Annotated in this window: 19 protein-coding genes and 1 riboswitch; of the genes, 9 read left to right on the top strand and 10 right to left on the bottom strand. The window is 41.3% G+C overall.

Annotated features, from left to right (window positions below):
- Window positions 1-200: 200 nt before the first annotated feature.
- The gene (locus tag ORI98_RS07700) at window positions 201-3,368 is read right to left on the bottom strand and encodes an efflux RND transporter permease subunit (protein WP_261298325.1); all 3,168 of its coding nucleotides are present in this window, start codon (window positions 3,366-3,368) and stop codon (window positions 201-203) included.
- Between the two features lie 9 nt (window positions 3,369-3,377).
- Window positions 3,378-4,526 carry an efflux RND transporter periplasmic adaptor subunit gene (locus tag ORI98_RS07705; RefSeq protein ID WP_306134829.1) on the bottom strand — a complete coding sequence of 383 codons (1,149 nt, stop codon included), beginning with the start codon at window positions 4,524-4,526 and terminating at the stop codon, window positions 3,378-3,380.
- Window positions 4,527-5,156: 630 nt separating this feature from the next.
- On the opposite strand from ORI98_RS07705, the gene ORI98_RS07710 reads away from it, so the two are divergent.
- Window positions 5,157-5,774 (top strand): TetR/AcrR family transcriptional regulator, encoded by a 618-nt coding sequence (locus tag ORI98_RS07710; protein WP_306134922.1) that lies wholly within the window; start codon window positions 5,157-5,159, stop codon window positions 5,772-5,774.
- Window positions 5,775-5,786: 12 nt separating this feature from the next.
- Here ORI98_RS07710 and ORI98_RS07715 read toward each other — a convergent pair whose 3' ends face one another.
- Both ORI98_RS07715 and ORI98_RS07720 read right to left on the bottom strand, forming a co-directional pair.
- Window positions 5,787-6,476: a DNA-3-methyladenine glycosylase I gene (locus ORI98_RS07715; RefSeq protein WP_261298323.1), complete on the bottom strand. Its 690-nt coding sequence runs from the start codon at window positions 6,474-6,476 to the stop codon at window positions 5,787-5,789.
- A gap of 84 nt (window positions 6,477-6,560) precedes the next feature.
- On the bottom strand, window positions 6,561-7,091 hold the full coding sequence (locus ORI98_RS07720; protein WP_261298322.1) for a thioesterase family protein: 531 nt from the start codon (window positions 7,089-7,091) through the stop codon (window positions 6,561-6,563).
- 149 nt (window positions 7,092-7,240) lie between these two features.
- Window positions 7,241-7,434, top strand: a riboswitch (FMN riboswitch).
- Between the two features lie 93 nt (window positions 7,435-7,527).
- On the opposite strand from ORI98_RS07720, the gene ribB reads away from it, so the two are divergent.
- Both ribB and ORI98_RS07730 read left to right on the top strand, forming a co-directional pair.
- Window positions 7,528-8,184 carry a 3,4-dihydroxy-2-butanone-4-phosphate synthase gene (ribB, locus tag ORI98_RS07725; RefSeq protein ID WP_261298321.1) on the top strand — a complete coding sequence of 219 codons (657 nt, stop codon included), beginning with the start codon at window positions 7,528-7,530 and terminating at the stop codon, window positions 8,182-8,184.
- Window positions 8,185-8,307: 123 nt separating this feature from the next.
- The gene (locus tag ORI98_RS07730; RefSeq protein WP_261298320.1) at window positions 8,308-8,784 is read left to right on the top strand and encodes a DM13 domain-containing protein; all 477 of its coding nucleotides are present in this window, start codon (window positions 8,308-8,310) and stop codon (window positions 8,782-8,784) included.
- 190 nt (window positions 8,785-8,974) lie between these two features.
- Here ORI98_RS07730 and prlC read toward each other — a convergent pair whose 3' ends face one another.
- Entirely contained in the window at window positions 8,975-11,014 is a 2,040-nt protein-coding gene (prlC, locus tag ORI98_RS07735) for an oligopeptidase A (RefSeq protein WP_306134830.1), read from the bottom strand.
- Window positions 11,015-11,381: 367 nt separating this feature from the next.
- On the opposite strand from prlC, the gene ORI98_RS07740 reads away from it, so the two are divergent.
- From ORI98_RS07740 to ORI98_RS07755, 4 genes are all read left to right on the top strand, one after another.
- Entirely contained in the window at window positions 11,382-12,077 is a 696-nt protein-coding gene (locus tag ORI98_RS07740) for a hypothetical protein (RefSeq protein WP_261298318.1), read from the top strand.
- 99 nt (window positions 12,078-12,176) lie between these two features.
- Window positions 12,177-12,707 (top strand): hypothetical protein, encoded by a 531-nt coding sequence (locus ORI98_RS07745; protein WP_306134831.1) that lies wholly within the window; start codon window positions 12,177-12,179, stop codon window positions 12,705-12,707.
- Window positions 12,708-12,785: 78 nt separating this feature from the next.
- Window positions 12,786-14,141 carry a glutathione-disulfide reductase gene (gene gorA, locus ORI98_RS07750; RefSeq protein WP_261298316.1) on the top strand — a complete coding sequence of 452 codons (1,356 nt, stop codon included), beginning with the start codon at window positions 12,786-12,788 and terminating at the stop codon, window positions 14,139-14,141.
- 547 nt (window positions 14,142-14,688) lie between these two features.
- Complete coding sequence (locus tag ORI98_RS07755; RefSeq protein ID WP_306134832.1) at window positions 14,689-15,390, top strand: DUF6445 family protein; 702 nt, start codon at window positions 14,689-14,691, stop codon at window positions 15,388-15,390.
- A 55-nt stretch (window positions 15,391-15,445) separates the two neighbouring features.
- Here the strand turns inward: ORI98_RS07755 and ORI98_RS07760 are convergent, their stop codons facing one another.
- Together ORI98_RS07760 and ORI98_RS07765 are read right to left on the bottom strand one after the other, a co-directional pair.
- Window positions 15,446-15,940 carry a hypothetical protein gene (locus ORI98_RS07760; RefSeq protein WP_261298314.1) on the bottom strand — a complete coding sequence of 165 codons (495 nt, stop codon included), beginning with the start codon at window positions 15,938-15,940 and terminating at the stop codon, window positions 15,446-15,448.
- A 17-nt stretch (window positions 15,941-15,957) separates the two neighbouring features.
- Window positions 15,958-16,767, bottom strand: a complete 810-nt coding sequence (locus tag ORI98_RS07765) for a cytochrome c3 family protein (RefSeq protein ID WP_261298313.1) — start codon at window positions 16,765-16,767, stop codon at window positions 15,958-15,960.
- 533 nt (window positions 16,768-17,300) lie between these two features.
- On the opposite strand from ORI98_RS07765, the gene ORI98_RS07770 reads away from it, so the two are divergent.
- Complete coding sequence (locus tag ORI98_RS07770; protein WP_261298312.1) at window positions 17,301-18,050, top strand: helix-turn-helix domain-containing protein; 750 nt, start codon at window positions 17,301-17,303, stop codon at window positions 18,048-18,050.
- A complete protein-coding gene (locus ORI98_RS07775) occupies window positions 18,043-18,567 on the top strand; it encodes a hypothetical protein (protein ID WP_306134833.1) in 525 nt (174 codons plus the stop codon). Before ORI98_RS07770 ends, ORI98_RS07775 begins: the two co-directional genes overlap by 8 nt.
- A gap of 140 nt (window positions 18,568-18,707) precedes the next feature.
- Here the strand turns inward: ORI98_RS07775 and ORI98_RS07780 are convergent, their stop codons facing one another.
- The 3 genes from ORI98_RS07780 to ORI98_RS07790 all read right to left on the bottom strand — a co-directional run bounded on the left by ORI98_RS07780 (window position 18,708) and on the right by ORI98_RS07790 (window position 22,141).
- Window positions 18,708-20,126 (bottom strand): hypothetical protein, encoded by a 1,419-nt coding sequence (locus tag ORI98_RS07780; protein ID WP_261298310.1) that lies wholly within the window; start codon window positions 20,124-20,126, stop codon window positions 18,708-18,710.
- A gap of 394 nt (window positions 20,127-20,520) precedes the next feature.
- Window positions 20,521-21,429: a LysR family transcriptional regulator gene (locus tag ORI98_RS07785; protein WP_261298309.1), complete on the bottom strand. Its 909-nt coding sequence runs from the start codon at window positions 21,427-21,429 to the stop codon at window positions 20,521-20,523.
- A 283-nt stretch (window positions 21,430-21,712) separates the two neighbouring features.
- The gene (locus ORI98_RS07790) at window positions 21,713-22,141 is read right to left on the bottom strand and encodes a hypothetical protein (RefSeq protein WP_261298308.1); all 429 of its coding nucleotides are present in this window, start codon (window positions 22,139-22,141) and stop codon (window positions 21,713-21,715) included.
- Window positions 22,142-22,373: the final 232 nt, after the last annotated feature.

Here is a 22,373-nt window from a genome sequence, read left to right on the forward strand (position 1 = left end):
GAGGGAACCCGCAAATTAATTGGCTTCAAGTGCATTTACACTCAAAGTCTGTACAGAGATTTATTATGATTATGGCTTGTTCATTAAACCCCATCATTATTTAAATGATAGCGGGTTTCGACAAGGGGGCGGGATAATACCATCGTCAATAAAAAAAGCCCAGCATAAGCTGGGCTAATTTTTACTCAACTCACAAGGTCTTAGTGGTCAGACTTATGTGTTGTTTCGGCTGGCGCATCAGAGGTTTTTTCCGCTTCAGCTTTATTTTTCTTGCGGCTGAATATGCTTTCTACCACAACAAAGAATAATGGAATAAGGAATATACCTAAGAATGTCGAGCTCATCATACCGCCAAGTACACCGGTACCAATGGCATTTTTACTGCCTGAACCCACACCGGTACTGAGCGCTAACGGAACAACACCGAAGCCAAATGCTAATGAGGTCATTAAGATTGGGCGTAAACGCACTCGTACAGCATGCAGTGTCGCTTCGATTAATCCTGCACCTTTATCATAGAAGTCTTTAGCGAACTCTACGATCAAGATGGCGTTCTTGGTTGCCAGCCCCACCGTGGTTAATAAGCCAACCTGGAAGAATACGTCATTAGGCAAACCGCGGCCATTCATTGCAAGTAAGGCACCAATTACCCCAAGCGGAACCACTAACACAACCGCAAATGGCACTGACCAACTTTCATATAGTGCAGCAAGTACTAGGAATACAACCAGAATTGATAATGCATACAATGCTGGAGCCTGGTTGCCTGATAAACGCTCTTCATAAGATAAACCGTTCCACTCAATACCAAATCCTGGTGGTAACTGCTCAACCATTTTTTCAATGTCGCTCATGGCATCACCGGTACTATAACCAGGAACCGTCGAGCCCTGAATATTCACCGCAGGTAAACCATTGAAGCGCTGTAATTGTGGCGAGCCATAGTTCCATGAACCTGTTGCAAAGGCTGAGAATGGTACCATTTCGCCTTTGGAGTTACGCACATACCAAGTGTCTAAATCGCTAGGTTGCATACGGTATTTCGCATCACCTTGTACGTAGACTTTTTTCACGCGACCACGGTCAATAAAGTCATTCACATATGAACCACCCCATGCAGATGCAAGTACACTATTGGCATTATTAATATCAATGCCTAATGCCCTTACTTTAGCGTGATCAATGTGAATTTCGTACATTGGCGCATCTTCTTGACCGTTAGGGCGAACACCGACTAAGTTAGGGTTTTGCGCTGCTAAACCGAGCAATTGGTTACGGGCTGCAATTAACGCATCATGGCCTTGGCCACTTCTGTCTTGAAGATACAAATCATAGCCATTGGCGGTACCCAGTTCGATTACCGCAGGCGGAACGAACGCAAATACCATGGCTTCTTTAATTTGCATAAAGTAACCCATCGCACGGCCAGAAATCGATTTAACGTCTTGCCCTGGCGCTTCACGCTCTGACCAATCTTTTAAACCAACAAATGACATCCCCATATTTTGGCCCATACCAGCAAAACTGAATCCCGCAACACTGAAAACAGATTTTACTGTGTCAGCTTCTTGGGTAAGGTAGTAATCACTGATATTTTCTAGCACTTTAACGGTGCTTTCTTGGGTTGAGTTAGTGGGCAAAATCGCCTGGGTAAATAAAATACCTTGGTCTTCATCGGGTAAGAATGCCGTTGGCATGCGCATGAAAATCCAAGCGGTTGCAATAACCAACACAAGATAAATGCCCATCATACGGAAACTACGTTTTAGAATTTTAGCGACACTGGCTTCATAACGTGATGTCATGCTATCGAACATACGGTTAAACCAACCAAAGAAGCCGGTATTAATATGCGTATGACCCTTAGGCAATGGCTTTAACATAGTGGCACACAGTGCAGGTGTTAAAATCAAGGCAACTAATACTGACAATGCCATCGCTGACACAATCGTAATTGAGAACTGACGGTAAATCACACCCGTTGAGCCAGACATAAAGGCCATAGGTACGAATACTGCTGAAAGGGTTAAACCAATACCGACAAGTGCGCCAGTGATTTGATCCATCGACTTACGTGTCGCTTCAAGAGGGCTTAACCCTTCTTCAGCCATCACACGTTCAACGTTTTCTACCACAACGATGGCATCATCCACCAACAGGCCAATCGCCAATACCATAGCAAACATGGTTAGCGAGTTAATCGAAAAGCCCGTCGCTGATAAAATCGCAAAGGTACCAAGCAATACTACAGGTACTGCAATCGTTGGGATCAGTGTTGCTCTGAAGTTCTGTAGGAACAGATACATAATCAAGAACACTAATACGATTGCTTCAATTAAGGTGTGTACTACGCCTTCAATCGATTTTTCAACGAATGGGGTTGTATCGTAAGGGTAATAAATTTCTAAACCATCAGGGAAATAGGCTTGTAATTCACCTAAACGCTCACGAATATTCTTGGCGGTATCCAGCGCGTTTGCGCCAGTTGCTAATTTAAAGGCTAATCCAGAAGCAGGCTTACCATTGTAAAACGATTCAACAGCATAGCTTTCTGCGCCAAGCTCAATTCGGCCAACATCTTCAAGATAAACGTTTGCCCCTGACGTATCAGATTTTAAGATAATACGTTTAAATTGCTCGGGCGTTTGTAGGCGGCTTTGTGCGGTCACAGTCGCATTTAGTTCTTGGCCTGCCATTGCTGGAGCACCACCAAGTTGACCGGCTGAAACCTGGGCATTTTGCTCACGAATCGCCGCCATGACATCAATACTGGTTAAGTTGTATTGGGTCAATTTTAGAGGGTCAAGCCATATGCGCATCGCATATTGCGCACCAAATAGTTGCAGTTCACCCACACCTGGTACACGGCTCATTGGGTCTTGAATGTTTGCTGCAACATAATCAGAAATATCGTTTTTTGCTAGCGAGCCATCTTCAGATACAAACGCAGCAACCATTAAAAATCCAGCACTGGATTTGTTAACATCAACACCCTGCGATTGCACTTCTTGAGGCAATAATGTCATTGCCGCCTGCAGTTTGTTTTGCACTTGTACTTGCGCAATATCAGGATCCGCTTCGGCGTTAAAAGTTAACGTCACAGTGGCATTACCAAAACTGTCACTGCTTGACGAAATATAACGTAGATGGTCAATACCCGTCATTCGTTGCTCAATAACCTGAGTAACGGTGTCTTCCATGGTTTTAGCCGATGCACCAGGATAAAACGCAGTAATCACCACGGTTGGTGGCGCAATACTGGGGTACTGAGCAACGGGAAGGCCTTTAATGGCCAATATCCCTGCTAGCATAATAAGAATTGAGATCACCCAAGCAAAAATAGGGCGATCAATAAAAAAGCGAGCCATAGTATTGTCCTATTTTTGTGGAGTTTCTTCAGTTAATACCTGTGGAGCAACTTTAGCGCCAGGACGAATTTTTTGTAAACCTTCTACGACTAACTTGTCACCAGGAGAAAGTCCATCAATGATGCGCCAGTTGTTATCAATCACTTCAGCCGTGGTAACAATGCGTACTTCGATGTTGTTGTCAGAGTTTACCACCATCGCCATCGCCTGCCCCTTAGTGTTACGCGTAATGGCACGTTGCGGCACTAATATCGCTTGAGGATCTTTACCTGTATCTAAACGGGCACGAACGTACATGCCAGGTAATAATACACCGTCAGGATTAGGGAACTCAGCACGTAATGTCACAGAACCTGTTGCTTCATCAACGCTGACTTCAGCAAACTGCATAATGCCTTGCTGATCGTAAGTAGAGCCATCTTCTAGAATAAGTGTCACCGCCGCATTATCACTTTTTAGTAGCTTGCCAGCTTTCAACTTACTTTTAAGACGTAATAGTTGGGCGCTAGACTGAGCAATATCAACATTGATTGGATCAAGCTGTTGAATGGTTGCCAATGTATTGCTTTGATTCGCTGTTACTAAAGCGCCTGCCGTCACCGATGATTTACCGATACGGCCAGAAATTGGCGCTTTTACTTCAGTATATTCAAGGTTGATTTTTGCTGTATTGATTGCCGCTTCAGCAACCGTAACAGAGGCTAAAGCTTCTTTATAAGCCGCTTTCGCTTCATCAAAATCCTGTACGCTAACCGCATTGGTTTTCACTAACGTTTGGTAACGTGCAGCTTTGGCTTTCGCTGATTCTAAGGCTGCATTAGCACGTGCTAAATCGGCTTCTGCGCTGACTAAAGCGGCTTTATAGGTAGCCGAATCGATTTGATAAAGAGACTGGCCTTTAGTCACTTCTTTACCTTCGATAAACCCACGCTCAGTAATAATACCTGATACTTGTGGACGCACTTCCGCTTCTAAAAACGATTTACTGCGACCAGGTAATTCAACTTGAATCGCTTGAGATTGGGCTTCTACAATCATTACGCCAACCGGAGTAGGTGGACGCTCTTGTTGAGCTTGCGCTCCATCGTCCTGTTTGCCACAGGCTGTTAACCACAACGACGCAGTGATGACTGCGGCAATTTTCAATGCTTTGTGCATGAGAGCTCCTACTCCTAATGTTCCTCATCTAAATTTGATTCAGTATGAGAAGTTGTGCAATTTAATTCGAACTGTCTATTTTGCTTCGTTGCGGTCATTACGCATAGTGACTATGAGTAAAGCCGAAGCGTTAAATTGTAAATAAATACGTTAACTAGCTTAGTTGATACGAAGTTGTTAACGGTTTTGGTTTGAATTATCGATTAATCGATAATGTCAGTAAAAAAGCGTCTACAAATTGTAGTTAGCTTAACTGCTAGATGTTGCAATTTCATTAGCAAAATGGTGCTACTAGCTGAAACTTTTTCTAGTATTTCATTTTTTGATAAATTTGTCTGTTATATGTTTTACTGACTTTTCATTGTAAAACAGGTGTTTGTTGGCATAGTTCTGAACTGCCATCGAATTAATCGCTTTAACCTGCAAGTCATTTAAGTCACTAGTTTGTTCACACATTAAGCTATATACCAATAAACATCATCAAGTTACTACGGGAAATGCTATAAAAAGCAATTATCCATATTTTTAATAACACAAGTAAACTATGCGGTGTAGTTTATGGATTTTAGCTTGAAAAGTAAACTGGTCAGTGTAAAATAGTTTCATTAACTTTTATGAATATATAGCGTGATGACGACTGAAATGAAAAGCCGCAGCCAGTTAAAACGACAAGCCATTATTGATGCAGCTAAACGCATGTTTAAAGACATCGGTGTCACTGCAAGTAGCATGGATAAATTGGCTGAGGAGGCGCAGGTTTCAAAGCGCACTGTGTATAATCATTTTGCCACAAAAGAAGCCTTAGTCATGCACCTAGTGAGTGAGTTATGGCAAGAAGCTATGATTAAAAACCAAGGTCGTTATCAGTCAAGTATTGCATTAGGCAGTCAATTAGCCGCCATTATGTTAACTGAAATTGAAGTCATCAACTCACAGGAACATATTGATTTAGCTCGGGTAGCGATTGGACATCTGTTTTATAGTCGTGATGAAATGACACGAGAAATTGAAAAAATGAAACAGCAAGAAACTGCGCTGATCCGTTGGATAAAAGCCGCACAGGCTGATAACAAACTGCAACTAGATGATGCCAATTTTGCCAGTGATCAATTAATGTCATTACTGAAAGGCCATTGTTTTTGGCCACAGGTACTCACTTGCAAACCGATATTGACCGATGTTGAACGTCAGCATTTAGCCCACGAAACGGCTCAGATGTTTTTAAGCCGCTACCAAGTTGCGAGTTAATCGATAAGCTATTTAAAGATGATTATCGCCTACACCCAAAGAAATAATACGGCTAATTTCAGCTAAATTGAGCCCGCTTTCCTGCTGCCAAGCATTAAATGCTACCTGTGTTTGTTTCAACCCCGTTTGTGAACTGAAGCCAGCATCAACAACTTTTTTCGCCTTTAAATAGCCTTGAACATCATTCGACAGCAAAAAAGTATCCTTACCAATCGAGCGTAAAAAATAAGGCCCTGTATTTCCGCCTAAACGGGTGCCTTGTTTTTTCAGTAATTGCCATAAACTAATAATGTCATCAGTTGGCCAGTGAGCAATAAGTTCAGCAAAGCTACCGTGCTTTGCTGATAAAGCTTGCACCATATATGCATTATCAATAATGGCTTGGGTTTTCTTTTGATGGCGAATAAGCGTGGCGTCAGTTGCACGTTGTTGAATTTGCTCGGGTGATAACATCAAGACTTTTTGCGGCTCAAAATCAAAGAAGGCTTTTTCGTATGCGGGCCATTTATTTTCGACTACGCGCCATACAAAACCACTTTGAAAAACCCGTTTAGACATAGCAGATAATAATTCGGCATCGCTATATTGGGCAATTTCATTGCTTGATAAGGTATCGGGCAATAACGCCTCAACAATCGCTAAACCGCCTTTTCGTTCACATGCGCGCGATAGAATATCGGCAAATTTTTCTAGCTTAGCCACAAATGCTCCTTACTTTTCGGATTTATTCATTTGAACATCATTAAAACAAAACAGCCATCAATACGATGGCTGTTTGAGTGTAGATTAGCTATTACGCTCTTTTTTGAGCTGTAGAAACTGCTTCCACTTCACTACTTCTGCTGGTAACTCAGGCTTGTCACCATAGTAACCCGCTTCAGAAACTAATGTTTCAATTGGCACTTGTTTACGATTACACACAAAAACACCACGTACATGAACAATACAATGTAGGCCTCTTGCCGTAATAAAGCGTTGTTCAATATAAAAGTATTTCTCATCCCAACCGACAACCTTGGTTTCTATTTCAAACTTTTCGAACGGCTTAATGTCGCGGATATAGGTAAACTCTGAAGCGTTGACAATCGGCATCCATTTCATTTTCAGAAACTTCTTCATCAATCCCATATCGGCAATCATATAGGTGCGCGCTAAATCCATAAACGCAGGGTAGCGTGAGTTGGTGAGATGCAAGTTAACATCACAATCAAATGGTAAAGCACGATAGCTAATTCGGCTGGTATCCAAAAAACTAATACCTGGGCAATGACGAATGCGCCACAAAAATAACCACACTAATCGAAAATACAGATTCATTTATTACCACTCCTTTGTGAGCGAAACAGGCTAACAGAGGTCATACCAGCTATCAAGCAGAGTTTATGTGATTTATACACACGTTTGTTTCATCACTTGATTGAACTTAGCTAGTTTGGGCTTTACTATATCCGGGCTGAATTTCCAGCATGAATTCTCAGGGCGGGGCGAAATTCCCCACCGGCGGTAAGTTGATTTACCTATTTTTAGCACTAGGTAAACAATAAAGCCCGCGAGCGCTCGATTCGTCGAGGTCAGCAGATTTGGTGACTTAGTATTACTCGTAAAGTAATGACTACTATTCCAGAGCCGACGGTTACAGTCCGGATGAGAGAGAATAGCAACATCACCAGTAGATATTTTCTGCTGGTGCGATTCTATTTGGTGTAAAACCCCTCTTCAAAGCCCTGATTCTGGTCAATTTTTAGGAGTAACCATGAATCAGTTATCTTTACTTTCACCTTTTGGTGAACCACTTACCCGAGTTGAAAAAGCCATTGAAGCGCTTAAGCAAGGCAAGGGTATCTTGTTACTGGATGATGAAGATCGTGAAAACGAAGGCGATTTAATCTATTCAGTTGAACACTTAACGGCTGCACAAATGGCATTAATGATCCGTGAATGCAGCGGCATTGTGTGTCTGTGTTTGACCGATGCACAAGCGAATAAGCTCGAGTTACCGCCGATGGTGGCAGACAACAATAGCGCGAACCAAACCGCATTTACCGTGTCGATTGAAGCCAAGGTTGGCGTAACCACAGGTGTTTCGGCACAAGACAGGGTCACGACAGTCAAAACCGCGACAGCTGCCAATGCCAAAGCCAGTGACTTAGCAAGACCGGGTCACGTATTTCCATTGCGTGCTCGCGCTGGCGGGGTATTAACACGTCGTGGTCACACCGAAGGTACAGTTGATTTAATGCAAATGGCCGGTTTAGGCGAGTCAGGGGTGTTGTGTGAAGTGACAAATGAAGACGGCACTATGGCGAAAACGCCTGAAATTGTCGCCTTTGCTTTAAAGCATAATATGCCAGTACTCACTATTGAAGATATGGTGATGTATCGTCAGCAGTTTGATTTAAAGTTGGCTTAAATGGAGTAAACCAGCGATAGCTACCATCGCTGGTTTTATTAACCCCAGTTTTGGTCAATAAACATATAACACAGCATGTTGCATCAATAATGGTGTAGCAACTCCATTTTAATTTGAGGCGTTATGCGTATTAAAACTTTGTTTTTATTAGTAAGTCACTTAGTGGTCGGGACGATGGGAGTTATACTTGGCATATATCTGTTACCCATCATTACGGCACCTGTGGCACCGACAGCCTCAGAAATATCGTTGCTTGTGACCCAAGCACAATATAAAACCACGTTTATTAGCGATCTCACAGACAGCGATATACTTCACTGGGGCGAGGGGGATGTGGCAGTAGGCCCACATTTTATTACCCTAGCTGGGACGTTGGCGCCAGGGCCAGATTATCAACTTTATCTTGCCTCCGAATTTGTTGAAACAGAAGCAGACTTTATGCGCTTAAAGTCGACAATGGTGAGAGTAGGAGAGGTGAAAACCTTCGAAAACTTTATTGTGCCAGTACCACAAAATATTGATCCAGCTAAATATAATACTGTGATTGTATGGTGTGAGTCTTTTAATCAGTTTATTACCTCAGCACAATATCAACATTAGCGTTACTGAGTGAGTTAAAACGATATAGTAAAAGCTTAAGTTAACTCGTTTACTTATCTTTTAACCCTCGATGGGGTTAAAGATGAATTCCTCGTCATTGCATAACGACTATTTATTTCGGTAGCAAGAACAAAGGCGCTATATAGCGCCTTTGGGTTAAAAGATAAGTGAATCGTTTATTTCAGATTAATTAAGCCGCGATACCGCTGTGGCGTAATAATGCATCAGTGTTTGGCTCGCGACCCATAAAGCGTTTAAAAAGCACCATAGGTTCTTCGCTGCCGCCCATTTCTAATACATTGTTTAAGAAGCTTTTTCCTGTTTCAGGGTTGAAAATACCTTCTTCTTCAAAACGTGAAAATGCATCGGCAGATAACACTTCAGCCCATTTATAACTGTAATAACCTGCAGCATACCCCCCTGCAAAAATATGGGCGAATCCATGTTGGAAACGGTTAAAGCTTGGCGGTGTGAGTACGGCAATTTTGCTGCGAACTTCATCAAGAATACCTTGAATGTTAGCTCCTTTAACTGGGTCAAACTCATGGTGCATTCTGAAGTCGAACAATGAAAACTCAAGTTGGCGTAACATCATCATGCCTGATTGAAAATTCTTAGCTGCAAGCATTTTATCAAGTAACGCTTTTGGTAAAGGTTCACCAGTTTCAAAATGGCCTGAGATTTCAGCCAAGGCCTCTTCTTGCCAGCACCAGTTTTCTAAAAATTGACTAGGTAATTCCACCGCGTCCCAAGGAACACCATTAATGCCCGATACACCGCCAACATCTACCTTGGTCAACATATGATGAATACCATGACCAAACTCATGGAATAAGGTCACCACTTCATCATGGGTAAATAATGCCGGCTTGCCATTGACTGGACCATTAAAATTGCAGGTTAGATACGCAACCGGTTTTTGAAGTCCGCTAGAGGTGATACGGCGACCACGGCAATCGTCCATCCATGCGCCGCCACGCTTACCTGTGCGGGCATATAAATCTAGATAAAAGCTACCTCTGTGGGTGTTTTCTGCATCAAAAATATGGAAGAAGCGCACATCTTTGTGCCATGAATCAAACTCTTGCTCTTCTTTAATCGTTAAGCCAAATAGTTTGTTAACGGTGAAAAATAAACCCGATAGCGCTTTGTTTTCAGGGAAGTATGGGCGCAGTAATTCTTGAGACACTTCATATTTATGTTGTTGTAGTTTTTCGGCGTAAAAACTTAAATCCCACGATGCCATTTCAGTGACATTATAATGTTCTTTGGCAAAGGCACGCAGTTCAGCGAGTTCACTTGCGGCTTGATCTTTTGAACGCTCACCCAGCTCATTTAAAAAGCCAAGCACCTGTTCTGGTGTTTCTGCCATTTTGGTTGCCAATGACTCATGGGCATAACTCTCAAAACCTAACAGGTTGGCAATTTCATGACGTAACGCCACAATTTCGTTCATGTTGTTTGTGTTATCAAACTCACCCGCATTAGGGCCTTGATCAGATGCGCGAGTCACAAAGGCGCGATAACATTCTTCACGTAACGGGCGATTTTCACTGTATGTCATTACAGGTAAATACGATGGGAAATCTAAAGTAAATAGCCAACCTGTTTGCTCGTTTGCTTCTGCCATCGCTTTGGCGGCGGCAAGTGCCGATTCAGGTAAGCCGGCAAGGTCTGCTTCGTCAGTAATCAGTTTGGTCCATGCTTGAGTCGCATCCAGTAATTGGTTTGAAAAATTACTGGTTAGCTCTGAAAGACGTTTAACAATTTCACCATAACGCACTTTATCGGCATCGCTTAAGCCAATACCGGATAATTCAAAATCACGCAGGCTATGTTCAATAACGGTTTTTTGAGCTTGGGTCAGATGCGCAAAATCGGCGGATTGATGAATAGACTTATAGGCTTCATAGAGTCCTTGGTGTTGGCCGACGTATGTGCCGTAATCAGATAGCAGCGGTAAACAGTCATCATGGGCTTCACGTAAGTCGTCACTGCTGATCACTGAATTCATGTGTGATACCGGAGACCATACTTTGCTGAGTTCGTCATCAACTTCTTCAAGCGGGGCAATCAAATTATCCCAAGTGTAAACCTTATTCTTAGCGAGGAGTTCGTCAATACAACTACGGCACTTCTCAATGGCTTGTTCCACTGCTGGCTTAATGTGTTCTGGTTTGATTTGCGAAAAAAGTGGTAATTCTGTTCCACTTTGCAATGGATTGCTCATGATGTGTCCTCGAAGAATAAGCGTATGGATACTTTATGAGGGCTTGAAGGCTGAAAATCAAGTCAAGATGGATTATCCCTTGATCATCAATAGATAAATAGGTTTCGTTATAAGTTACCTAACTTAAAAATTGCCGCAAGAAAGTGATGGTGATCTCGATTTTAATTTACACGCTATTTACACTCTCAATATTGACAATTAGATCGCAAATGCAACTCGTTATCATTCCTCTTTGCTATTTTGTTGGTTAATATAGGTAAAAAATTGTCAATCGCTGTTAACAGATAGAGTTATCACTATGATCAAACGGGCTTTTTTATCAGTAAGTTTACATAAATTTCTTGTTACTTTGATCCTATGGACAGCCATGCTGTCTTTTGGTGGCGGGATAACAACAAATGCGCAAGCTAAGACTGGGCCCGAGTTTGCATTTGACCTAGCATGGGACAGTCAATATATCTCCGAAGGGCGGGATAATTTAGACAAAGGCGGCATTGTTTGGGGAGTTGCTAGTGTTACAGATGGCGATTTAGTCACTTTTGTGGCTTTAGGTCGTGGCGATCAAACGCATTATATCGAGTGGAATTTCGGTCTTGAATATACGATTCATTTAACTGAAAAATTTGAAGCAACCCTAGGCTACCAACGTTTAGAATTTTATGGCGATGATCGTGGCTCCGACAATGAAGTATTCAGTTCATTAACTTACACAGGGGTTGATTGGCTAATACCTGCTATTCATTACACCTACGCAACAGAGGCTGGTGGCTACTTTGTGGAAGTTAGCTTACATAGCCCATGGGATATCACTGATAAATTAAGCATCACACCTTACGTTCTGCAAGGTTTTGACTTTCAATATGTTACCGAAGAGCATGATGGCGCAAATCATATACAGTTTGGTGTTGAAGCGGCTTATGCGATATCCGATAACATAGCATTGAGTGCTCATCTTAGCGTCACACAAGCCTTGGAGGATATTAAGCGTGAGGCATCTGAAAATCAGATCGTTGACAATTTAAATGAAACCTATGGTGGCGTGCATTTGAACTGGGTATTCTAGATTTTTAAGGTGGTTTGTGTCTGATAAAAATTAGACTACACTTTAAGGCGCAACAGGATGGTTGCGCTTTTCTATCGTTAATACTTGCAAGGATGCATTATGAAACCCATTCCACAGACTTACCTCTTGCCGATTGTTATCGGTGTTATCTCAATTCACCTTAACATTTTTGCCAATGATGAATTGAGTCAGCTTGCGCCTCAAACAGAATCGGCACTAAATACATTGAGTAACGAAAACATTTCTCAACTGGGCCAAGATGGAGTGTTTGACAGTGAAGGCCGGCCACTCAAAATTAACCCACCTTCATTGGCATTAGAATACTACGCAGATGAGGCTTTAGTTGACCGGACATGGGCTTCTAAATCCCAAGCTTCTAAATCCAAACCGACTAAATCAAAAAACAAAGTTTCACCAGCACTTGCGGCACATAAAGTTGCTAATGACCCTAGTTGCCGTTGGTTAGATAACCGAATTAGTTATCTGCAACGTAAACTTAGACCCGGTACCCAAAATCAACAGCATTTTGAGCGCGAAATGACAGCAAGATTAGATGAATGGAAGTGCTTGAAATGTGAGAGCAAGGGGCCATCTGAAGGTGATCATGCTCTTTGCCAATACAAGCGCTAGTAGGAGTTTTTGAATACCATCTAGCATCGAAGTCGATTCCTCCTTACAATGGCAACATCAATTGTAGCGGAGATTATCATGGCTCAACATTTTGACTATATTGCTTTGGGTGCCGGCAGTGGCGGTATCGCATCAGCAAATCGTGCAGCAATGCGCGGCGCAAAAGTATTAATTATAGAAGCCAAGCACGTTGGTGGAACTTGTGTAAACGTCGGCTGTGTGCCGAAAAAAGTGATGTGGTATGGCGCACACGTCGCAGAAGCCATGAACCTGTATGCTAAAGACTATGGTTTTGACGTTACCGTAAATAAGTTTGATTGGAATACCTTAGTTGAGAATCGCGAAGCATATATTGGCCGCATACATGAAGCCTACGGTCGTGGTTTTGCCAGCAATAAAGTGACCTTACTAAACGGTTATGGCAAGTTTGTGAACAACAACACCATTGAAGTGAATGGCGAGCATTACACCGCAGATCATATTTTAATCGCCACGGGTGGCGCGCCCACTATCCCTGATATTCCAGGTGCGCAATACGGTATAGATTCAAATGGATTCTTTGAATTACGTGTGCAACCAAAACGTGTTGCCGTAATTGGTGCCGGCTATATTGCAGTTGAGTTAGCGGGTGTGTTACATGCACTTGGCAGTGAAACCCATTTATTGGTCCGTAAACATGCACCTTTGCGTAATTTCGATCCAATTTTGGTTGATGCACTCGTTGAGGCTATGGCGACAGATGGCCCAACCTTACATACCAATAGCGTTCCTAAGCAAGTGGTTAAAAATGCAGATGGCAGCTTAACTCTTGAGCTTGAAAACGGTAACAGCTTGACGGTCGACACCCTTATTTGGGCGATTGGCCGTTCACCCGCGACTGGTAATATTGGCATTGAAAATACCGATGTGACCCTGAACGCCAAAGGTTATGTGGTAACCGATGAACAGCAAAATACTACCGCGAAAGGCATTTATTGTGTTGGCGATATTATGGAAGGTGGCGTAGAGCTTACCCCTGTTGCTGTTAAAGCGGGTCGTTTGTTGTCTGAGCGCTTATTTGGTCAAATGCCGAATGCCAAAATGGATTACTCGTTAATTCCAACTGTAGTATTTAGTCATCCGCCTATAGGTACTATGGGGTTAACTGAGCCTGAAGCCGCAGAGCAATATGGTGCAGATAATATTAAAGTGTACACATCAGGGTTTACCTCTATGTACACCGCTGTTACCGCTCACCGCCAAGCCTGTAAGATGAAACTAGTTTGTGCTGGCGAAAATGAAGTGGTTGTGGGGATTCACGGTATTGGTTTTGGTATGGACGAAATTCTCCAAGGTTTTGGTGTGGCCATGAAAATGGGGGCAACCAAAGCGGACTTTGATGCGGTAGTCGCCATACATCCAACTGGCGCAGAAGAGTTTGTTACTATGAGATAACGCCATTGAGATAGCCTGCCAGAGGTAAGTATTCTCTGCCTGTAACCTAAAAAAGCAAACCTAAGTGTTTGCTTTTTTTATTGGCTATTTTTGTTAAGTCGTGCGGTGATCATTTACTTAAATTACAGCTGGATAGCTGATAAGTGACATGGCTTATTATCAATAATCGCTGAGTTTTCGGTCAACGTTTTACTCAACGATATTGGCAATATTTTTGCAGCTTCATACTAAGGTTGAATATTAAAGTTATTTAAAATCAATACTATGACTGTTTTTATATTTGCCAGTAAAGTGTATGTTACGCTCGAGGTATTTTGCCAAGGTCATTACGCATGTAGGAATGCACCTTGGGAGTATTTTTATTCGCCGATAGCCATCATTTAATCATTGTCATTTTAGATTTAGCTGAAATAGATAGGCATTCACTAAACAATAAGATCTCAATTTATGTTGCGCTCGTATAGCTGTTTTAACCCTATTTGATTACTCATCTTAACGACTTTCGCTAAGTAGTGATAATACCGATATAAAGGACATCGTATTTCACATGTTTGTGTTAAATTCCAATATTCAGATACAGCTGACTTATATTCCTCACTCAAATGCCCGCATATGGATTATTGATGATGTGGTCGATAATTTTCACGAGATGTTAGATTACTGCTTTAACAAGGCTTATTTTAACCCGATTGGCGCAGAGGGAACCTTATTTCCTGGTGTGCGTGATGAGATGCCAAAGCCATATTATCAATTAATTAGCGCATTGTTTAATCGTCTAGCTATGCACTCTCAGGGGAGGTTGTTTAAACGGTACCAGCTAGGCAAAAGTTGGTTATCAAAAGTGACGGTATTGCCTGAAAACTTGGAAATAGTACAAACCATGCCTCACTTTGATTCATTGTCTGAAAATCATATGGCAGCAGTGCATTACTTGAATGAAAATCACTTAGGTGGGACCCATTTTTACCGTTACAAAGGCTCCTCTAAAATACATTTATCCCATGATGATAAAGATACCATTTTAAAGATGGTGGAACAGGTAAAGCAGTCTGCAGATGAAAGGAGAGGTTATATAAATGATAGTGATGCATTATTTGAAAAAGTGTTTTCAGTTGATGCCAAGCCCAACCGTTTAATTCTTTATGCAGGGAATATTATGCACAGTGCCAACATTACCTCTGTCGTGGATTTTGATAAGTCATCCCCCAATAACCGTACCACGATTAATTCATTTTTCACCATAGGGTAAAAAACTCGCGATATGAATAAAACCATCGCGAGTTAATTATGAGGCCGTAAAAGAGCTAATCTAAAAATGCCATTGGGAAATGAGCATTTTCTCCTTTCACTTCCAAAGCCACACGGAAGTTTACGATACCGATTTTCCAGGCCAGCTCATCTAACGTGAGTTGATACATGCCAGCTTTCAACTCTTCGATTACCATAACGCATTCCTCAGTATCAATACAGCTGGTTTGCTGCGCCTGATGCCAAGCTAACTTATATTTACTTGAATAAGGTCCTGGCTTTGGATACCCCATAAACAATAAGTTAAATGCATCGGCACCGATTACCGCTTTATCGTCATCGCCAGTCAGGTTAATAATCATGGTGCCACTTTCAGGATCAGTACTGACAAGGGCGACATCAATAACCGAAGTGTCTTTAATGCTAATAGTGGTTGCTGGTGGCTCAGGAGGCTCGGGGGGAGCAGTAACATTATCATCATCAGAGCTGTTGCAGCCAAAGAGTAAAACGAAACTTAATCCCATTATTAGGCTGAGTGTTGTTTTTTTCATGTGATGGCTCCTATTAATTAGTGACCGCCATGACAGGTGTCACAAGCCATGTTGGTTTTCACACTCGGTGCAAAAGTTGAGTCAGCCGTATGGCAAGATTGGCAACTTTCAACCGTTGCAGATACGGGGTGATCATTCACAGTTTCACCATCAAATGCTTTGTTTAACATCACGACTAACTCATAAACGACAGAGGCTGATAATTGTTTACAGCGCATACCTTTTTCATTGAATGTCTTACCATTCTTGCTGGCCCACAAGCTAATGGAAGAGTGACACAAAACAGTATTAGCAGCGGTTGGGCTACCTACTTTAGCGAGTGTTTCAGCTTTATCAGCCCCAATACCATTAAGGAAACTGTCAGTTTGAAGTGGTAGCGCTTCATTTTCATAAAAACGCATTACCTGACTTAAAAAACTGTTTGCTGGAGATCCATTAATAGAAAGAATATTCACTAACATACCTGCAGCATTGATATTGCCACATACCGTTCCTTCTCCTAGCATACCAGCATAGCCATAGTGCGCCATGGCGGTGGGCACTTGAGCAAATTTTTCAGCATCTGGAGAATTTGATTCGGCTAAGCTTTGAATAATGCTGTCAAATACCTGATACATACAGCCATTACCCGTTTCATAAGCGCGTTTTGCAACAACCATCGGATCTAGTTTTACATAAGCTAAGCGAGTGCCGACTTCTAGTTTCCAATCGCCAGCGTCTGTTGCAATTGCCGCTAATACGGGATTAGCTATTAACGCTCCACCTACAGCTGCTGATGAAACACCAATAATGCGTCCAATCGCTTGTCTTCTGTTTAATGTGTTCATAAATACCCTCATTTTTTCTATTATTTTCATCACAAGTAACATTGAAAGGATCTAGGATGGCTAACATAGCGGCCTTGCTTGGGTGGCGTAGTATGTAAAACCATTCGTTAGCATGAGTAACAAATGCAACTGCAAATGAAACGAACTCAACCTTGTTACTGGGTTAACTCAATGATGACGTTTAATAAAAAAAGAAATGAGGCCGAGGTCAAAGTAATTTAGCTGTCAATAAGAGCGCTAAAAATGGCGATGAACTATAAAGGTAATTCACTGCAAATGGCGGTTTTTTTAGTGGATTTATCTTAAATGTTGCCAATGGCAGAGTGTAATACTGATTACGAAGTATTTTTTTATATATTATCGCCAATGAAATGTGATGATTATCACGAGTAGGCAAAAGTTCGCGTTCTGTTAAGGGGAGCCGTTGTAAAAATACAGCCGATGGCAACGGCAACCAAAGTGTGAGTTGTATGGCGGTTTAATCCTAACAACTATCGTAAAATTAACGATATCGCTAATAAACAAGACGCATTATGAGGCTAAAAGTATTTGAGTTTGATGTCAGTAATAGTGTGTTGATTAACACCGAGACTCAAATTCAACATCATTTAACGAGAACGGAAGCTCAAGTACTTGAGTTGCTCGCTAATCACCCCAATCAAGTGATGTCCAAAGGGCAATTATCATGTGCGGGCTCGCAACAAGCCGTAATGAGTGAATCAGCCGTTGCCAAGGCGGTATTCACTTTACGCAAATACTTTGGTGAGCCTTATATTGATTTAATTGAGACGCTGCCCAAAAAAGGCTACCGATTAAATATATCCACACCTTCCTCTGAATGGCATCAACAACTTGCCCGCCGAAAAAAACACATTATTCTGACCAGCAGTATTATATTGTTGTCGTTGATGACATTGATCACTGCCATGCACCAATATATTTGGTTTAAAACTGCAGAGTCTCCGGTGAGAGAAAGCCGTGTTGTGACATTAAATAACCATCAACAAATTGAATTGATATGGCTACAATCACCCAAAAAATCATCGCAGCAAGTTTCCAATATGGAACAAAAAATAATAACTGCGTTTAATTTATGCCCCATTGTGAAATGGCGAGATGTGTATTTAGCGCTATCCAATGATATGCAAGTGCTGAATATTTCGATGGAAGGCTACTCAAACAATGGTGAGTTGTTGGTGAGAAACATAAAAACCAGTGACTTTACCTTACGACCAAATTTTATTTCACCTACTTGGCTGCAGGGGGTATCACTCTGTGACTAAAAAAATGAAATGGTTTGGCGCTTTTTTTATTAGCTTGCTGCTATGCAGTTTAGTGATTTATCAGCATATTAAAGCGTCTGAAGTGAACATGGTTTTATCATGTCAAAATGAGCTGGTGGCAGTCAATTCTCAAACCCAAGCTATTGAAAAAAACATAATGATTGCTGATTTTAGCTTGCAAAAACGTTCTGCCAGTATTAGCTACCGCTATTTTTCTGAAGACGGTGAGCCCATTGCGACACTGCATCTTAAAGGGGGGATTTTAAGTGCCTATAAAGAAAAGGATACTTATATTCTTAATCTGATCCAAAGTGAGCTTATTCGTCATAATCAGCAAGTATCATTACCGCAACATGCCACGCATGTACAAGCATTCGCCTTACGTAATATCGCTAAAGAAGGCGTTCATAATCTGACCATTCAGATAGTTAAAACTAATCCTGACAAAAACTTAGCACTGTTGTATTTTTTACCGAGTACCAATATTTGTGCGTGTAGCTTGATTAATATGGATTAGCTCAGCGACCATGGTTTTTTTGCTGGGACATGCTATCCATGTGAGCTAAGACTTATTGGTTTTTGAGCCGTTTTACAGTGACATTGATTTTTGCAAATCATCAAATAAATAAGTCTTAGCCAAACTGCTTTGTCAGTCTGTTACGATTTGCTGTGACTGACCACTTTGTTACCTAGGCTGCATAAAATCAACTGCGATAAAATTGTCATAACTACAGCGACAAACATCATCTTGAGGCTATCTTGACCGACAGCTTGAGTAATTAAAGATCCCAAAAATAAACCAGATACTGCCACAAACCCCCATAACCCAGCAAAACTTAACCGTTTAAGTGATGATGTTGAAACTGGCGTAAATAAGCGTGAATGATGGCTAATCCAGCCGATAAATAATCCGGTGATGAGACTACAGCCACCTGCACCAAATAATAGCGGTACGCCAGTAAGTTCTAAATCAAAACAACTGGTTAAGTAAGCAAGAATAATTCCTAGGGTAAATAGGATTTGACCGTATACCAGGCTGTTATTGGTGATCCCTAGGGCATGTCTAACCTGCTTTATATCCATGTCATTACCAGTGACTTGAATAATGTCTTCGTTACTGATGATTAAATCAGGGTTGATTTCAATATCGACCCCTTCTCTAATGTAGCGTGAAATTAATATACCTCTAGAGGAGGTTTTATTGAGGTTGTTTTTCAGCGCTAAAAGTGATGAGTTCTGTAAACCATGTTGGTTAGCGACAATTTGAAAGTGTTCTTCAATAATGTTTTTTTCTAAAGGAAGCTCAGTTCCGAGCACATTATCTTCTAGGTAGTAAATGCTATTACTGGTACCCGTAACTGTAATCGTGTCTCCCGCCATCACGGTATTTGCGTCAGTGTCATTTGAGCCTTTTTTCAATTCAAACACGATTTCAACTGCTGGGCTGTTCAGTTGCATTAACGTTTTGCCAACCACAGTGCTGTCGATATTCACTTTAAAGGCGCGTCTAACAACATTTTTAACGCTGTTTATTTGCTGGTTATCATTGATCGATGCTGCTTCAACCGATTTGGGTGCCATGTCAACGATTTGAGACGGCGTATGCCATTTCTTCAACCATGGTAATTTTTGGGTAACGATTATGATCGGCAACAGTGCGCTTGCAAACACAATCAAATCTGAAGCCGAGATATGATCGGCTGCTAGTCTTAACACCGCGACAGATTCAATGCTGAAAACCCAATACACAAAAGCAATAGCAGTAAAAGTGGTAAAACTTAGCTGTAACACTTTAATCAAAATTGATTTTTGATGCGCTTGAAGATCTTGGGTAAATAGTGAACCACCCAGATAAGCCACTACATACATAAATAAACTGAAAAATAGCCATGTTAAATTCGGGTCGTTAGCGCCGCCAGCTAGGCCGACAATAAGTCCTACTATTAATGTGCTTAAGATTGTACCCAGCGAGAATAGGCCTAAGTGAATTTTGCCCACCACAAACCCTAAAACAAGCGTAACCAGCAAAATAAAATATGCTGAAGAGGTAAAGATGTGTTCAAGTATTGCCATCATAAGCTCACTTTTTAGTGCTAAACATGATTAAAAATCCGCAGAATTCTCGCTGTTATGAATAAGGGCATGTGTAGTGATAAATGCCGTTATTCCACGCAAGAGTATTGGCTTTGTACAAAAAATGATAATCGTGTTTGATGGACGAAACCCTGCGTTGAGGGGAGTGAAGCGAGGCAAGTAACACTGTGCAGACAGTGTTTGCTATTCAGCTTAAGATGATGTTGATTTATAAAGAGTAAAGAAAAACTATTAGATATAAGCAACTTGGCAGCTAAAGTATCATTATCTTAAAACTGATAGCTCAACTGCCAAGTAAGTTACTTTTTAGAACCCAAGTCACCCAGTATTGGCCCCTTTTAGCTAAGGGGCGTAACCATTCAATGGGATATTGGGTTTAGTTTCGAACTTTATTAAGATATTTATCAAGGCAAGCTATGATCGATTTTTTGATGTCGACATTTTGTTTTGAGTGCTGGCACCACAATGATATCGGCACCAAAACCGCTTCTTTGCCATTAGTTTCATCTGCTGCAATTTCAACTATACCGTCGGAAAAGTGGTCTGATTTATTGATGGACTTTGGCAACAGTGCCCATCCTAATCCTTCTTGGACCATTTGAACTATCAAGGTTTGTTGGTCTACCACTTCATAGTTTGACGAAATGATCACTCTGCTAGCCATATCATCATCCAGCATAGATTTAAGCACAAACTGCTTTGACGATTTCATTGTGATAAATGTTTCACTGGGAGGTAACTTTGCCAATTCAGTATCTACGCCCGTGAATGGTACAAAACCCATGTTATGCAAGAGTGATGAACTTAGGCTATTGATGACTTTGCTGGTAAACACATTGACTAGGCCAAAATGAATGGAGCCATCTTGAATGCTTTGTTTAATTTCTGGCTTAGTCCGCACTAGCCAATTAACATTCATAGACGGAAAGTCTTGCATAAGTTGTTTGCGGATTTGAACCAACACATCCTGCGGGATAAAGCTGGCGTAGGCGAAAGTAATGGATTCTAATCCGCCAAATGACAGACTTAAGGCGACGCGATCAAAGGTGCGGGTTTGCTCAATGGCTTGCTTGGCATAATGATATAGTAAGGTGGCATCTTCGGTGGGCTCAACTGAGCGACCAATACGTTCAAATAAAGTAATGGCAAGCTGGTCTTCCAAATTGGTGATCACCTGACCAATAGTGGTGCGATGTTTATCCAGTTTTACGGCGGCTTTACTAAATGCCTTTTGTTCATAGACGGTCACAAAAGCAAGCAGTTGTTCTAAGCTGAAATTCATCATTTTACTCCGGCGAACATCGACATTATGCCAACATTAGCAGTCATTTAAGCGCAATTTATTATAGTTAAATTACCACATTCAATTTTAATTGTTTAAGTATTTTGATGAGTTACGGTCGCATTTATTAAAATAAGCGCTGATTGAAATCACTTACTAGCGTGCCATGTCTATTTGGTTGTTGATGAATCACAGGTGTTTATTACAGATGAAGCAGCAGTGATTTTTACGCAAAAAAAAGCCCGCAATCATGCGGGCAAAACTTTCTGGGGAGATGAAGTAAAACTTATTTGTATTCAACCACTTTGGCTACATAGGTAAATTGTCCTGATGTGCCATGGTAATCACGGTATAAATCGATTGAGAAAAACGTTGGATTATCTTGATCTATTTGTGCAGCAATGCGTTGGCTGACAACTTCAAGATCTGTTTCGCCATAAATATGAAACTGTTGCGCTTGCTCTAGGTTTCTTTCTTCAGCTTGATGTTTAGTGATGTAAATTTCACTAAACATATCAATAATAAAGCCTGTGTACTCAATTGATTCAAAACTGGCTTCTTCATCAATAGTAATAAAAAAATCTGATGCTTCAGTTACCGTAACAAGTTGTTCCATTTTTGATTCAACCTGTTGCATATCTTGGTTGTGAGTCTCATTAGCTGATACGTTTGCAGATAAAGCTAATAGGCATAGAGTAATAAGAGTTTTTTTCATAACGTTACCTTTGTTTCAATTAATGAGTGTTGATTGCGGCGCTATATAAGTATTTCACTACTCAGGTTGTACGCCGTTGTGCTTAATTGAGGCCAGTATAGGGTGAACACTGCACAGTGATTAATCGCATATGTAGGACGTAATCCTCGCATTGCCCGCTCAAATTGACATGTTCTGGATTGCAGGGGTTCATCCTACAAACAGGATGTGACTGTATAGGGCGGCTCGGTTA

Source organism: Shewanella sp. ULN5, from assembly GCF_030731885.1.
GTDB lineage: Bacteria > Pseudomonadota > Gammaproteobacteria > Enterobacterales > Shewanellaceae > Shewanella > Shewanella holmiensis.

What these genes read in the sequence shown, in the direction of transcription:
- ORI98_RS07785 (WP_261298309.1), bottom strand. Translation starts at nt 21,429, where the DNA reads ATGATGAATTTCAGCTTAGAACAACTGCTTGCTTTTGTGACCGTCTAT.
- ORI98_RS07705 (WP_306134829.1), bottom strand. Translation starts at nt 4,526, where the DNA reads ATGCACAAAGCATTGAAAATTGCCGCAGTCATCACTGCGTCGTTGTGG.
- ORI98_RS07790 (WP_261298308.1), bottom strand. Translation starts at nt 22,141, where the DNA reads ATGAAAAAAACTCTTATTACTCTATGCCTATTAGCTTTATCTGCAAAC.
- ORI98_RS07745 (WP_306134831.1), top strand. Translation starts at nt 12,177, where the DNA reads ATGAAACCCATTCCACAGACTTACCTCTTGCCGATTGTTATCGGTGTT.
- ORI98_RS07710 (WP_306134922.1), top strand. Translation starts at nt 5,157, where the DNA reads ATGACGACTGAAATGAAAAGCCGCAGCCAGTTAAAACGACAAGCCATT.
- ORI98_RS07780 (WP_261298310.1), bottom strand. Translation starts at nt 20,126, where the DNA reads ATGATGGCAATACTTGAACACATCTTTACCTCTTCAGCATATTTTATT.
- gorA (WP_261298316.1), top strand. Translation starts at nt 12,786, where the DNA reads ATGGCTCAACATTTTGACTATATTGCTTTGGGTGCCGGCAGTGGCGGT.
- ORI98_RS07720 (WP_261298322.1), bottom strand. Translation starts at nt 7,091, where the DNA reads ATGAATCTGTATTTTCGATTAGTGTGGTTATTTTTGTGGCGCATTCGT.
- ORI98_RS07730 (WP_261298320.1), top strand. Translation starts at nt 8,308, where the DNA reads ATGCGTATTAAAACTTTGTTTTTATTAGTAAGTCACTTAGTGGTCGGG.
- ORI98_RS07755 (WP_306134832.1), top strand. Translation starts at nt 14,689, where the DNA reads ATGTTTGTGTTAAATTCCAATATTCAGATACAGCTGACTTATATTCCT.
- ORI98_RS07760 (WP_261298314.1), bottom strand. Translation starts at nt 15,940, where the DNA reads ATGAAAAAAACAACACTCAGCCTAATAATGGGATTAAGTTTCGTTTTA.
- ORI98_RS07765 (WP_261298313.1), bottom strand. Translation starts at nt 16,767, where the DNA reads ATGAACACATTAAACAGAAGACAAGCGATTGGACGCATTATTGGTGTT.
- prlC (WP_306134830.1), bottom strand. Translation starts at nt 11,014, where the DNA reads ATGAGCAATCCATTGCAAAGTGGAACAGAATTACCACTTTTTTCGCAA.
- ORI98_RS07770 (WP_261298312.1), top strand. Translation starts at nt 17,301, where the DNA reads ATGAGGCTAAAAGTATTTGAGTTTGATGTCAGTAATAGTGTGTTGATT.
- ORI98_RS07740 (WP_261298318.1), top strand. Translation starts at nt 11,382, where the DNA reads ATGCTGTCTTTTGGTGGCGGGATAACAACAAATGCGCAAGCTAAGACT.
- ORI98_RS07700 (WP_261298325.1), bottom strand. Translation starts at nt 3,368, where the DNA reads ATGGCTCGCTTTTTTATTGATCGCCCTATTTTTGCTTGGGTGATCTCA.
- ribB (WP_261298321.1), top strand. Translation starts at nt 7,528, where the DNA reads ATGAATCAGTTATCTTTACTTTCACCTTTTGGTGAACCACTTACCCGA.